Origin of the sequence: Maribacter luteocoastalis, assembly GCF_048890225.1 — a bacterium.
Classification (GTDB): domain Bacteria; phylum Bacteroidota; class Bacteroidia; order Flavobacteriales; family Flavobacteriaceae; genus Maribacter; species Maribacter luteocoastalis.
In genome coordinates this window covers 873,392-885,956 of sequence record NZ_JBMFZG010000001.1, presented here as the reverse complement: position 1 = coordinate 885,956, position 12,565 = coordinate 873,392, and the positions used below count along the sequence as shown (strand labels likewise).

Sequence of the window (12,565 nt, the reverse complement as noted above, 5' to 3'; positions counted from 1 at the left end):
TAACTTTGAGCTCTACATTATCAATTGATTAACTCAATGACGGAATATTATAACTATATAAAGGCCTTGCACCTTATTTTTGTAATTACATGGTTTGCGGGCCTTTTTTATATCCCTAGATTGTTTGTCTATCATATAGAAGCCCAACTAAAACCATCGCCCGAAAAGGAAATACTTAGCAAACAGTTAAAGTTAATGACCAAAAGGCTATGGTACATTATTACATTGCCGTCAGCAATTCTAGCGACCTTATTTGCCGTATGGTTATTAATTTTAGCTCCGTATTGGCTACAACAACCTTGGATGCACATAAAGTTGGGCTTTGTAGTTTTATTGATCATATACCATATCAAAAACCATCTTATTTTTAAAAAGTTCCAGAACGATGAAATCAACTACACCTCTTACTATATGCGTTTATGGAACGAGGGCGCCACATTGATCCTTTTTGCCGTCGTCTTTTTGGTCATCCTTAAAGGTACCTTTAATTGGATTTTTGGAGTGGTAGGTATAGTGGTTTTAGGGATCCTTTTAATGCTGGGAATCAAAATCTACAAAAGGATTAGAAATAAAAATCCCGAAGGGTAATTAATCAGCATTCTTACTTAAAATCCGCTAATTGACTGCATCTTTTTTATGTGATTGAATTTGATTTTGCCCTCTAACCTTCTTTGGTGTGATATTTGCTAACTTTGAACGAAACACCAAACCTTTGTTTAGTAGATTTTCTTTAAGATCCCGGATTTTTGTATCAATGATATTGTTGGTACTTATCGCCTCTGTCCTCATTTTGGGTGTCACCATCTATCAATTCAGGGAAATAAATAGAGATTATCATGAGAATCGTATGGAGCGTAAGGAAGAACAGATCAGGCAAAGTATTGATTTGACTATCCAAAAAACAACGTATCCGGTTACAACAGAGAATCTAGGTCTTATTTTTAAGGATGAAATTTATGAGATTGCCGTGGTGCAGAACATGAATTTCAATTTATATAGCTTGGAAGGCCAACTTATAAAAAGTTCCCGGCCAAAGTTTGAGAATGATTCACTTTCTGTTTGTTTATCTGCTGAGGTATTAAATAACCTAGAGCTAAGTCCCGACAAAAGATATGTAGAAAAGAATAGGGCTGCGGGTGATCAATACCAAGCATCTTATACCTATATTGCGGATAGACAATTTAAACCAATAGGGATATTGAACCTACCTTATTTTGAGGATAATTCGTTCAATGATAAAGAACTGAGGGAGTTTTTAATGCGGTTGGCCGGGGTGTACTTTTTAATGTTGCTGCTTGCTATTGCCCTTGCCTATTTTATATCTAAATATATTACCAGGTCTTTAGAGACCATTTCAGATATGATGGAACATACGGACCTTACAAAACGCAACAAAAAAATAGATATTGAAAAGCCCGGTGAGGAAATAGAGAAATTGATTTCCTCTTATAATGCCATGATCGATGAACTTGGACAAAGTGCCGCAAAACTTGCTAAGAGCGAACGTGAGCAGGCATGGCGAGAAATGGCCAAACAAGTGGCACATGAAATTAAGAACCCGCTTACACCAATGCGTTTAAGTGTGCAGAGTTTTGAACGTAAGTTTGATCCAAAAGATCCGGATATAGATAGGAAAGTAAAGGAATTTTCCAATACACTTATACAACAAATAGATACCATGAGCAGTATTGCATCTGCCTTTTATAATTTTGCTGAAATGCCGGCACAACAGAATGAAACCTTAAATGTTGTTAAGATCGTAAAATTGGCCTTGGATATTTTTAATGAAGAATACATACATTTTATTGCGGAGGAGGAGGAAATAATTGCTAAACTAGACCGTACACAGCTTATTAGGGTGGTGACCAATTTAGTTAAGAATGCAATTCAGGCTGTTCCAGAAGTTGAGTCGCCACGTATTCTTGTTTCAGTAGCAACTGATGGGGATATGGTCAAAATTTCTGTAGCCGATAATGGAGTGGGTATAGAGGCTGAATTTGAGGACAAAATATTTGAACCTAAATTTACGACAAAAACCAGTGGTATGGGCCTTGGATTGGGAATGGTCAAAAATATTGTAGAAACGTATAAGGGCAGTATAAAATTTACCTCGCAACCAGGTAAGGGCACGGTGTTCTGCGTCAAGTTTCCTAAAGAAAAAAATGTACCCGCGTTAAAATAATCCAGAATATGTCTTATAAAACCGTTCTTTTTAAAATAAATGATTCCATTGCCACGGTGACCATCAACCGTCCAAATAAATTAAATGCCTTAAACAAGGAAACCATTCAAGAGCTACATGAAGTTATATCGGATATTGAAGACAATCCTGATGTAAAGGTAATTGTACTTACAGGCAGTGGTGAAAAGGCTTTTGTTGCCGGTGCCGATATTTCGGAGTTTGCTGATTTTTCAGAAAAAAAAGGGAAAAAGCTTGCTGCTAAAGGTCAAGAATTGCTGTTTGATTTTATTGAGCGGTTATCTAAACCGGTTATCGCAGCCATTAATGGATTTGCTTTGGGCGGTGGTCTGGAATTGGCCATGGCCTGTCATTTTAGAATAGCAAGCGACAATTCAAAAATGGGACTTCCAGAGGTTTCCTTAGGCGTAATTCCCGGGTATGGGGGAACACAGCGCCTTCCTCAATTGGTGGGTAAAGGCAGGGCTATGGAGATGATTATGACTGCAGCCATGATTACTGCTGAACAGGCTAAAAATTACGGGTTGGTGAACCATGTTACCTCCCAAGAGGAACTCCTTCCTTTATGTTATAAAATAGGAAGTAAAATCAGCAATAACTCACCAGTAGCCATTTCTTATGCAATAAAAGCAATAAATGCGGGTTTTATGAATACTGTAAATGGCTACGAACAGGAAATAGATGCCTTTGGCGCTTGTTTTGGAACAGGTGATTTTGCCGAGGGTACTACTGCATTTCTAGAGAAAAGAAAAGCTGAATTTCCAGGTTCGTAAACGAAACTGGAGCGAATATGTTTAAAAAAATTCTTGCCGTCTTATTTTTTGTGTCGACCTTGGGTGCTTTTGCACAAGAAAACGATATTGCCTATACCATTGGTGAAAAATACAATGATAAATACAGGTATTCCAATCTTTTAGCTATTGCAGATGATGGCGAAGGGGGTACGGTTATTATAAGAGCTTACTATACCGGTATTGTATTAAAGCCTAAAGGTTATTTTATAGAACATTACAACAAGGATTTGGAGTTGTTGTCAGAATTTAACTATAAGCTTAAAAACGCGAATTTTGTAGATGCCTATGTAAAAAATGGTCAGGCTTACTTGCTTTTCTTGGAATACAATTTTGATAGGATGGCTTACGAATATCAAATTCATAGAAGTCCTTACACGGATTTTCAGTTCACTCAAGAAACCATTTTAAGCATTACTTCAGACTCAGTATCGGAACCCTTGGATCGTAACTATTACAATAGAAACTTTTCTTCAGGTTTTACCACTTCCGTACTTTTCAATGATGAAAAAACGGCTTTTGCCATAACTACACATTTTAAGAAGGGTAAGGATAATAAGCACTTTATCTACGTGTTTGATGCCAGTCTTACAAAATTGATGGAACATGATTTTTCCGATGAGGTTGAGGAAAAGAATTATGCTTTTGAGACCATTACCTTTTCTGAAGATTTAAAAAACGTGTATTTAATAGGAAAGGCTTACTTTAAAAAGAAGCGATTCAATGCCACTGAAAGAAAATTTCAATATGAAATGGTAAGGGTCTCATCGGTAGGTAGAAGTACACAGTCGTTCTATACACCGGGAAAATTTCCAGAGGCCCTAAAACCAATTTTTAAAGGGAACGAGTTGCTTAGTCTTGGGTTTTATTCAGATAGAAAGGATAGTCGCTATAATGGCATCTCTTATTTTAAGCTGAATCCAAAAACATTGGATATAGAGGCACAAAAATTTAATCCTTTCTCACAGCAGTTTATGATGGATAAATTTGGAAGGGAAGATGATAAAACATTGAAGGACTTGGTTTTTAAAAGTATGGACATTACCTCTAAAGGTGAAATATTGTTCAATGCCGAAGAATATTTTACCAGCACCAGTACCCAGGCCAACAGTAGTGGTGGTCGGGTAATGGTTACTAGATATCATCATAACGATATTGTAAGTGCAAAATTAAATGGTAACGGAGATTTGATTTGGGCCAGGAATATAAACAAGACAGAGGTTACACAAGGAGACGGTGCTTATGCTTCTTATAGTGCCTATACTAAAGATGACAAAACCTATTTCTTTATTAGTACCTCGGCTGAAAATCCACAACAATTAAACGATGAGCGTATCATGTTTAAACAAGGATTGAGTAGAAACAGAAATGTTTTTTTAATAAAATTGGATGAATACGGGCACATGAATTATGAAAAGGTTATCGATGACACGGACGCACGCTTACCTTTGATGGTTTCCAAACCTTATGTGGACCATCTTAACGATGAGCTCATGTTTTATGCCAAAAGAGGTTCTAAAAAACAATTGGTTCAGGTAACTGTTAAATAATCCCAATTTTTGTATTAATTCCATATTTTTGGAATAAATCCATAAAATGAAACCAAATGAGTTTATAAAAGGAAGAGGAGCGCAGCAAAATAAACCCAATAAGTTTCTAGAACATATTTACGAAACACGAGATGATTTTCTTGAGTTTTGCCGTACTGAAGGTGAAAACGCCGATCATAACAAAACGCAATACTTACCAATATTTCCAAAAACAATAATAAACAAGGTCACGAGTCCAGATGTGGGTATGATGTACTCTATGAACACGTATCAAGGATGTGAACATGGATGTATTTATTGTTATGCCAGAAACACCCATGAATATTGGGGGTATAGTGCCGGATTAGATTTTGAACGTAAAATCCTTATCAAAAAGGATGCACCAAAATTATTGGAGGCCAAATTAAAAAGCAAGTCCTGGAGAGCATGTACCATTGTACTCTCTGGCAACACGGATTGTTACCAACCCGCCGAAAAAAAGTATAAGATAACAAGGGCTTGTTTGGAGGTTTTTTTAAGGTACAGGCATCCCGTTGGAATAATCACCAAAAATTCTTTGATTTTAAGGGATTTGGATCTGTTAAAGGAGTTGAATAAATATGGTTTGATTGCCGTAAACGTCTCCGTAACCTCATTATTAGAAGAAACTAGAAGGATTTTAGAGCCGAGAACGGCTACCATCAGCAATAGACTTAAAGTGATTGAAATATTGTCAGAGAATGGAATCCCTGTTAATGCTATGTTGGCACCCATTATTCCTGGAATCAATAGTCATGAAATCTTAAAGCTTGCCCAAACAGTTTCAGAGAAAGGGGCGCTTTCCTTTGCGTTTACCGTGGTACGTTTAAATGGTGCTATAGGGAGTATTTTTACAGATTGGATACATAGGACCATGCCCGATAAGGCGGATAAGGTATTACATCAGATCCAGGAGTGTCATGGGGGAACCCTTAATGACAGTCGGTTTGGTATCCGAAGTAGGGGTGAAGGTAAAATAGCCACTCAAATCCATGATATGGTGAAGTTGGCAAAACGGAAGTATTTCAAGGACAAAAAACCCCCGGTCTTAAATACAGAACTTCATGAACAATTTAAAACTGGGCAGATGACCTTGTTTTAGTTTAGATGCTATATCTTATTTAAAGTCGAGATAAAAATCAAAAAAAGGTAACATTTGCTGGGGAATACGGCCATCTTTGGAGTATATATTGTTGACATGGGTACCAATGTACTCCTCGGCAAAGTGCTTTACACCTACATTTTCCAATCTTTGACTAAACATTTTACATTGAATGGTAAAGCGCTCTCCTGCATTACGGCCCCAGTCCAATTTTATGGCCCTAAGTTTATTTAAGTTGTCTAGATATTCATCGATCATATGAACAGGCATTTGGGAATACCATTTTTCCAGCGCTTCAGGATTGGCAATGATTTCGTTATTCTTATATTCAAAAGGTAGGTCAAAATAAAACGGAGGTTTGTTCGGGTTGGGTGACCAAGACCTACCGAAGGCCATGATGACCTTTCCAAAATAAGAGGTGGACAAGTCCTCAATGGTCTTCATTTTGGAGAATTCCATATAGGTATTGCTGTTGGGACCGTACTCCCTTACTATAGTAAGTGCTCCGGGACTTAAAGCGTAGACCGTTTCAAAAATATCCGGATGCTTCATGGCAATTTTTAAGGCACCATAACCGCCCATACTATGCCCTGTAATACCGCGACTCCCTGGTTTGGACAAGGTTCTGTAATTTTTATCCATGAAAGAGACCAAATCATATGCCGTAAAATCCTCCCAGTTTCCAAAAACTTCTGTATTGCTATAGAAACTCCCATCATATGTGGTTTTCTGGTCGGGAATAACGAGGATAAAAGGATTAATTTTTTTGGCTGAAATTGCATAATCCAAAAGATCTTTCATGTAGTCCATTAGACTATTGTCATTTAAAAATCCATGAAGGAAATAGATAACTGGATACCTTGTTTGCGATTGGTCATAATTTGGTGGTAAATAAACGGATACCGCCCTAGTTGGGTTTTCGCCAAAATTGTTCTCCAGATTTTTGGAGTAAACAGAATCTATAATAACTTTTCCTTGGGCGATTTCTTGAGATGAAACCACTCCTACAATTGCTGTGAACAGTACTACTAAAATCTTCTTCATACTCTTATTGCTTTAAAAAGGGATATCCAATAAATAGGACCCTAAGGTTTTCCCATGTTTGTCAATTGCGGTAGACGAGGTTACGCCACCACCAAGTGCGTCGTACAGAACAAAATTAAGTGCTCCCAGTTGGGGGAGTTCATAGCGTAAGATTTCACCTTGGACCTGTTCGCCAAGCCATTCTTTAATGAAATCAGGAGTAAGTTTTTCCTTAATCGACCTGAAATCTTTAGGGTCATAGACCGTTACAGAAACATTACTGATGTTTCCTTTGTCGCCTGTTCTTATATGTGCTAAATCCCATAATTTCATGAAGATGTATTTTTATAGAGTACTTTTATTTTAAAATCTTCTTTTGGAAGTAATACGGATGCTATAGAAATAATTTCATCAACTTTTTTGGTAGCACCACCACCACCATAAGGTCCGTTTGTATATAATGTTTCAACTTCATTAGCAAGAAACTGTGCTTCACCTTTTGAGGCTGTTTTACCAGCCACTCTTAGTCGTACTTCATTTATTTTACTTGGCATTTCACCTTTGTCAAAGAGTGAGTTTATCCCAATCAGGTCACATCTCAATTCGGAGATGGAAAAAGGAAGTTTCCCTAATCGTTTTTCAACTATTTCCTTCGCCAATAAGGCTCGAGCAATACAATTTGGACCACCATAACTTATTTGACCTTCCCCAATAAAACCATTTTGGTACCCTACACTTACTTTATAGCTGGTAGTGGCAGATTTCCCCGTTGCACCAGAAAACGCAACTTTGTTGTTTTCGATCTCCCTAAACTTGACTTCTGAAAAATCGGCAACACAATCGGGAGTAATATAATTTTCCGGGTCATGGATTTCATATAGCAATTGTTCCGTGCATGTAGCTGTGGTAACCATTCCACCAGCATTTTTTAGTTTGGTAATAAATCCTTCACCTTTTTCATTTACTTCAACATAAGGAAAGCCAAGATTCCAGAGCTTAGGAACCTCTTTTATACCAGGGTCGGCATAATAGCCACCAGTGACCTGACCAGCACATTCCAACAAATGGCCAATAAGTGTGCCAATTCCTTTCTTTTCCCAATCGGAATGTTTCCAGCCAAACTCATACATCATAGGAGCTAAAAAAAGAGAAGGGTCCGCTACGCGACCAGTAATAATGATATCTGCATTATTTTTCAAGGCATCAACAATTCCATCACAGCCCAAATACGCATTGGCAGAAATGATGTCCTTTTCTATATGGGATAGTGGTTGGTTGGTTTCAAGAACGGTATGATCTAAATAGTCTAAAATGGTAAAGCTGATATCATCCCCTAAAACGGCAGCAATCTTTAAATTATTCAAGCCCATTTGTTTGGCTAATACAGTAATTTCCTCCATGGCAGATTCAGGATTGGCAGCTCCCATGTTGGTAATGACCTTTATCTTGTTTTTATGGGCTAAGGGAAGTACTTTCTCCATTCGGTATAAAAGCAAGTCATTATAGCCCTTATTCGGGTCCGTTTTTTTTGTTTTTTGGGCCAAAGCAATAGTTCTTTCAGCAAGTCCTTCAAAACAGATATAGTCCAAATTACCAAGCTCCATCAAATCCAAGGCAGGTTCTAAACGATCACCTGCATACCCTGCGCCACTGCCGATTCTAATTTTTTTCATTTTCTACCAGCTTATTGCCCCAATCAATAACGATAAGACTAAAATTACAACAGTTACTAAAAATGCCAATGGAATGGTTTTTTTTTGATGGTCGCCCAATTCAATTCCGGTTAGCCCAATTAAAAGATAGGTAGACCCCGTTAAGGGGCTTACAGGAAAGCCTGTAGTCATTTGGCCCATAATGGCAGCCCTTCCAACTTCGATTGCGTCCACCCCAAAGTGGACTGCGGTGGTAGATAACAGTGGCAATATTCCAAAGTAAAAAGAATCTGGATCGAACAAAAGACTTGCAGGCATTGAAACAAGACCAGTGATTACCGCCAAATGACTACCAACGTAATCCGGTATGAAAGCCACAGCACCTTCTGCCATGGCATCTATCATGCCCGAGCCTTTTAAAATTCCTGTGAAGCAGCCAGCGGCAAATAAAATACTGGCCATTAGAAGAGCGGCCTTGGAATGTGCATTTATACGTTCACTCTGTTGTTTTGGATTGGGATAATTGAGTATCAGTGATATTGCAAAAGCCACCAGGAAAATAATATGGGGAGGTGCTACACCACTTATCAAAGTTCCAACCGCTATTAAAACCAAAATAATATTAAGAAAGTATAGTTTAGGACGTTCCAAATCACCATTTTCATCCATATTCTCTGACAAACCTGTTACTTCTGCTGAAAAACCATTTGGCCTTTCTCTTTTTCCAAGTAAATAGGAAATTATAAGAACTGTAAGTAGGCCCCCAATCACCGGAATCAATATTGGGTTAAATAATTCCGTGACATTGACTTCTAAAGCCGTTGCCGCTCTAATGGTAGGTCCTCCCCAAGGTAATATGTTCATTGTGCCAGCAGCTAATGCCGCAATAGTGGCCAATGTGGAACGCTTCATTTGTAAGCTGTCATACAATGGTAAAAGTGCGGGAATAGTCACTAAAAATGTAACGGCACCTGAACCATCTAAATGAACCGCCATAGCCAATAGTGCCGTTGCCACTGCCACCCGTGCAGGATCATTTCCCGCAAAGCGGAGCAAGGTCCTAATCAAAGGTTTAAAGGTTCCAGCATCTGTAAGGATACCAAAGAATAGAATAGCAAATATGAACATGACCCCCGTTGGGGCAATTGACTTTAGACCATCGGTGACAAAGGTGATTATCTCAGAAGTAAACCCTCCTATGAGAGCAGTGATTATGGGAACAATAATCAATGCCACTACTGCTGCCATTTTTTTGCTCATTACCAAAAATAGTAGGACAACAATAGTTAAAAGTCCAAGCCATGCTAACATTTAATAATTATTTGATGTGCTAATTAATGATTTTTTTCTGGATTGTCAACAATCTGCCGAAGCTGTAAACTATTGAAAATAAATTGGGATAGCCCCTACATGAAATAATTTTTCGCTAATTATTGAATAAACTAAAGCGCTATTCTTTTGTAAGATTTTTAATTAAATCAACTTCTTCTTGTTTGTAGGCGCTACCATCTTTTCTAAAGATTTCATGAAACCAAAGTTCTGGTTCAGAGCCATCTGGAATAGGTTCATCCCATGCATATTTGGTATTGGATTTTCCTGCTACAAGACCCCAGTTGATGGCACCAATATTTTGTTCTTTTAAAATAGGCATAATATTGGTAAATAAACTGTTGTTTCTACGCGCCATGTATTCCGTACATATCATTGGGCGTTCATACCTGTTTAAGGTATCAATGGCCTGTTGATGCTCTATTTCATCATTATAGTTATGATAGGTGATGATATCTGAATGTTCTACCTGAAACTTGTTTAAGTCGGTTAACTCTAAATTCCATACGCCAGAAGTTATGGGTTGGGAAGGCCCTATCTCCCTAGCCCAGTTAAATACATTTTTTAATAGGGGCAATGATTTATTTTTGTATCCAGAATTTCCTGGTTCATTGTATAAATCCCATAGGATTATCCTTTGGTCATTCTTAAAGGTCTCTAGAATATCTTTGGTATATGCTTCGAGAGTAGTGATAAGGTCCTTGGAGGTGTAAAGCAAATCTCCTGGGTCCCTAACCCAACCTGAGTTGTGGACACCGGGTTTAGGTTCTGGTTGCATGCCTGCTTCATATGTTGGGTTCCAACAATCATCAAAAAAAACAAAAATTGTTGCAATGCCATGTTTATCTGCAATGGACAAATAGGTATTTAACCTATCCTTAAAACCACTATTGTCTACTTCCCATGCAACATGATGTAAATATACACGCATGCAATTCAATCCAATAGCTTCCGCCCATCCTAGTTCTTCATCAATGGTATCAGGATCAAATGTTTCTTCTTGCCAGAATTCTAATTGATTAATTGCCGTACTAGGATTGAAATTGGCACCCCTTAGCCAAGGTTGATTATTTGACCAAAGTTGTGCTTTTTCCTTAGACCAACGTTCATAGTTTGAACTTATCTCCTCTATTTCCTGGGTCTTTTTTTGTTGTTGCAAACAGGACATAAGTAGTGCCGATAAAAAAATTCCTAAAGTAGAAATTTTAAATATTTTTGGAATCATATTGAATTATTTTAGTGTATTTCCGTAAGTATACCAGTGATGTATATCTTGGATTATCAACATATCTTTTATCATTGGTATACCAACTGGAAATCAGATTAAATTTATGTTGGTGAAATTCTATCTAACTGAAAAATACTAGCTCAATTCCCAACCTTTTCGGTATGATCCCTTGACCCACTCATTGGCTTTGTCCCAATTGGTGACATTCATATTGTCACCATCCCAAAGAATTTTGCGTCTTCCTGGGTATTCAAATGGATCCCAATCTCCAATTTTTTTGCCTTCTTTCAATTTTTTATACTGAAATGCTTTTATAGCCAAATTACCCATTAAAACAGCCTCTGTTAAAGGTCCAGATCTTTTGAAGTCCGATGAGGTTTCACCGCCGGTTAAACAAGCCTCAACAAAATTTCGTTGGTGCCCACCCGTATCACCTTCAATGCGGTTTAAATAGGGTTTGGGAGGGGTAAGTAATTCCATGGTAGTTGAAGGTAATAAACGGGCATTTCTAGAATATGTATCACAAACAAGGATGCCCCTTATGCCATAAAAAATACTTCCACCACTATTGTCACCAATGGTTTCACCGTCTTTTAACTCATCCGGTAAATCGGGCAATAAACCACCATCATACCAATTTAAGGCAATATCGCCGTGTGTTTTGGTATTGAATTTTAAACGGACAATGGAAGATGCAGGACAGGATTTGCTATAGTCAGCTTCAATAAAATCGCCTACCCAGTTGGTAGTGCAGCTCGCTTCTGCTTCGGTTGGGTATCCAAGGTCTAGAACACTAAAAGGGGTTTCCATGATATGGCAACCCATATCACCTAAAGCCCCAGTTCCAAAATCCCAAAAACCTCGCCATTTAAAAGGAAGGTAAGCATCATTGTAATCCCTCATTTCAGCTGTGCCCAACCATAAATCCCAATCCAGACCTTTTGGGATTCGGTCTTTTCCCACTGGTACTGGAACACCTTGTGGCCAAACAGGTCTATTGGTCCAACAATCCACCTTATATACTTTGCCAATAACACCCGATTCTATCCACTCTTTGGCTTCTCGACTACCATTGCTAGATGCCCCTTGATTGCCCATTTGCGAGACTATTCCGTTCTCATGAGCCACTTTGGTCATCAATCTAGCTTCATTAATATTGTGTGTTAATGGTTTTTCCACATAAGCATGTTTTTTTGCCCTAATAAAAGGGAGCGCAATAGAGGCATGCATATGATCTGGTGTTGCCACCATAATGGCATCAATATCATTTAGGTGCGTATCATATACTTTTCTAAAATCCTTATATCGTTTAACATCTGGGAAGTTTTTATAGGTATCCGCTGCACGTCTGTCATCGACATCACAAAGGGCTACAAATTTTACCTTTTGGGTCTCGTTTAGACCTTGGATAACACCGGCACCTCTTCCACCTACTCCAAAAGCCCCCATATATAAAGTGTCACTTGGTGGAACATGCGTTTTGCCTAGTACAAAACTAGGCACAATGGAAAACGCTGCGGTGGTAGCTGCAGCGTCTTTAATAAACTTTCTTCTTTGCATGGTTTTAATTAATTGGTTGTGGACTGAAGATACAAAAATTAGGTTGATAGAACAGTCATACTTTTAATGTTGTTTGTTTGGTATTAAATAATTACCAAAAAAGCTTGATAAA

General features: G+C 38.1%; 11 protein-coding genes. 5 read left to right on the top strand and 6 right to left on the bottom strand.

Features of this window, described 5'->3' with window-relative positions; all coding sequences use genetic code 11:
• The first annotated feature begins 36 nt into the window (after positions 1-36).
• The 5 genes from ACOCEA_RS03855 to ACOCEA_RS03835 all read left to right on the top strand — a co-directional run bounded on the left by ACOCEA_RS03855 (position 37) and on the right by ACOCEA_RS03835 (position 5,661).
• Complete coding sequence (locus tag ACOCEA_RS03855; RefSeq protein WP_420754878.1) at positions 37-588, top strand: CopD family protein; 552 nt, start codon at positions 37-39, stop codon at positions 586-588.
• Between the two features lie 166 nt (positions 589-754).
• Complete coding sequence (locus ACOCEA_RS03850) at positions 755-2,182, top strand: sensor histidine kinase (RefSeq protein WP_420754877.1); 1,428 nt, start codon at positions 755-757, stop codon at positions 2,180-2,182.
• Positions 2,183-2,190: 8 nt separating this feature from the next.
• Positions 2,191-2,973, top strand: a complete 783-nt coding sequence (locus ACOCEA_RS03845; protein ID WP_420754876.1) for an enoyl-CoA hydratase/isomerase family protein — start codon at positions 2,191-2,193, stop codon at positions 2,971-2,973.
• A gap of 17 nt (positions 2,974-2,990) precedes the next feature.
• Positions 2,991-4,541, top strand: coding sequence for a hypothetical protein (locus ACOCEA_RS03840; protein ID WP_420754875.1), 1,551 nt, complete (start codon positions 2,991-2,993; stop codon positions 4,539-4,541).
• 46 nt (positions 4,542-4,587) lie between these two features.
• Entirely contained in the window at positions 4,588-5,661 is a 1,074-nt protein-coding gene (locus ACOCEA_RS03835; RefSeq protein ID WP_420754874.1) for a PA0069 family radical SAM protein, read from the top strand.
• Between the two features lie 15 nt (positions 5,662-5,676).
• Here the strand turns inward: ACOCEA_RS03835 and ACOCEA_RS03830 are convergent, their stop codons facing one another.
• The 6 genes from ACOCEA_RS03830 to ACOCEA_RS03805 all read right to left on the bottom strand — a co-directional run bounded on the left by ACOCEA_RS03830 (position 5,677) and on the right by ACOCEA_RS03805 (position 12,453).
• Positions 5,677-6,705 (bottom strand): alpha/beta hydrolase, encoded by a 1,029-nt coding sequence (locus tag ACOCEA_RS03830; RefSeq protein WP_420754873.1) that lies wholly within the window; start codon positions 6,703-6,705, stop codon positions 5,677-5,679.
• 12 nt (positions 6,706-6,717) lie between these two features.
• The gene (locus ACOCEA_RS03825) at positions 6,718-7,017 is read right to left on the bottom strand and encodes an AtuA-related protein (protein ID WP_420754872.1); all 300 of its coding nucleotides are present in this window, start codon (positions 7,015-7,017) and stop codon (positions 6,718-6,720) included.
• Positions 7,014-8,357 carry an acyclic terpene utilization AtuA family protein gene (locus ACOCEA_RS03820; RefSeq protein WP_420754871.1) on the bottom strand — a complete coding sequence of 448 codons (1,344 nt, stop codon included), beginning with the start codon at positions 8,355-8,357 and terminating at the stop codon, positions 7,014-7,016. Before ACOCEA_RS03820 ends, ACOCEA_RS03825 begins: the two co-directional genes overlap by 4 nt.
• Positions 8,358-8,360: 3 nt before the next feature.
• Positions 8,361-9,647 carry a CitMHS family transporter gene (locus ACOCEA_RS03815; RefSeq protein WP_420754870.1) on the bottom strand — a complete coding sequence of 429 codons (1,287 nt, stop codon included), beginning with the start codon at positions 9,645-9,647 and terminating at the stop codon, positions 8,361-8,363.
• Between the two features lie 139 nt (positions 9,648-9,786).
• Complete coding sequence (locus ACOCEA_RS03810) at positions 9,787-10,890, bottom strand: glycoside hydrolase family 2 TIM barrel-domain containing protein (RefSeq protein ID WP_420754869.1); 1,104 nt, start codon at positions 10,888-10,890, stop codon at positions 9,787-9,789.
• A gap of 138 nt (positions 10,891-11,028) precedes the next feature.
• Entirely contained in the window at positions 11,029-12,453 is a 1,425-nt protein-coding gene (locus tag ACOCEA_RS03805) for a Gfo/Idh/MocA family protein (protein WP_420754868.1), read from the bottom strand.
• Between the last annotated feature and the right edge of the window lie 112 nt (positions 12,454-12,565).

Excerpts from the sequence above, each read along its gene's own strand:
- ACOCEA_RS03855 (WP_420754878.1), top strand. The coding sequence starts at position 37 with ATGACGGAATATTATAACTATATAAAGGCCTTGCACCTTATTTTTGTA.
- ACOCEA_RS03850 (WP_420754877.1), top strand. The coding sequence starts at position 755 with ATGATATTGTTGGTACTTATCGCCTCTGTCCTCATTTTGGGTGTCACC.
- ACOCEA_RS03845 (WP_420754876.1), top strand. The coding sequence starts at position 2,191 with ATGTCTTATAAAACCGTTCTTTTTAAAATAAATGATTCCATTGCCACG.
- ACOCEA_RS03840 (WP_420754875.1), top strand. The coding sequence starts at position 2,991 with ATGTTTAAAAAAATTCTTGCCGTCTTATTTTTTGTGTCGACCTTGGGT.
- ACOCEA_RS03835 (WP_420754874.1), top strand. The coding sequence starts at position 4,588 with ATGAAACCAAATGAGTTTATAAAAGGAAGAGGAGCGCAGCAAAATAAA.
- ACOCEA_RS03830 (WP_420754873.1), bottom strand. The coding sequence starts at position 6,705 with ATGAAGAAGATTTTAGTAGTACTGTTCACAGCAATTGTAGGAGTGGTT.
- ACOCEA_RS03825 (WP_420754872.1), bottom strand. The coding sequence starts at position 7,017 with ATGAAATTATGGGATTTAGCACATATAAGAACAGGCGACAAAGGAAAC.
- ACOCEA_RS03820 (WP_420754871.1), bottom strand. The coding sequence starts at position 8,357 with ATGAAAAAAATTAGAATCGGCAGTGGCGCAGGGTATGCAGGTGATCGT.
- ACOCEA_RS03815 (WP_420754870.1), bottom strand. The coding sequence starts at position 9,647 with ATGTTAGCATGGCTTGGACTTTTAACTATTGTTGTCCTACTATTTTTG.
- ACOCEA_RS03810 (WP_420754869.1), bottom strand. The coding sequence starts at position 10,890 with ATGATTCCAAAAATATTTAAAATTTCTACTTTAGGAATTTTTTTATCG.
- ACOCEA_RS03805 (WP_420754868.1), bottom strand. The coding sequence starts at position 12,453 with ATGCAAAGAAGAAAGTTTATTAAAGACGCTGCAGCTACCACCGCAGCG.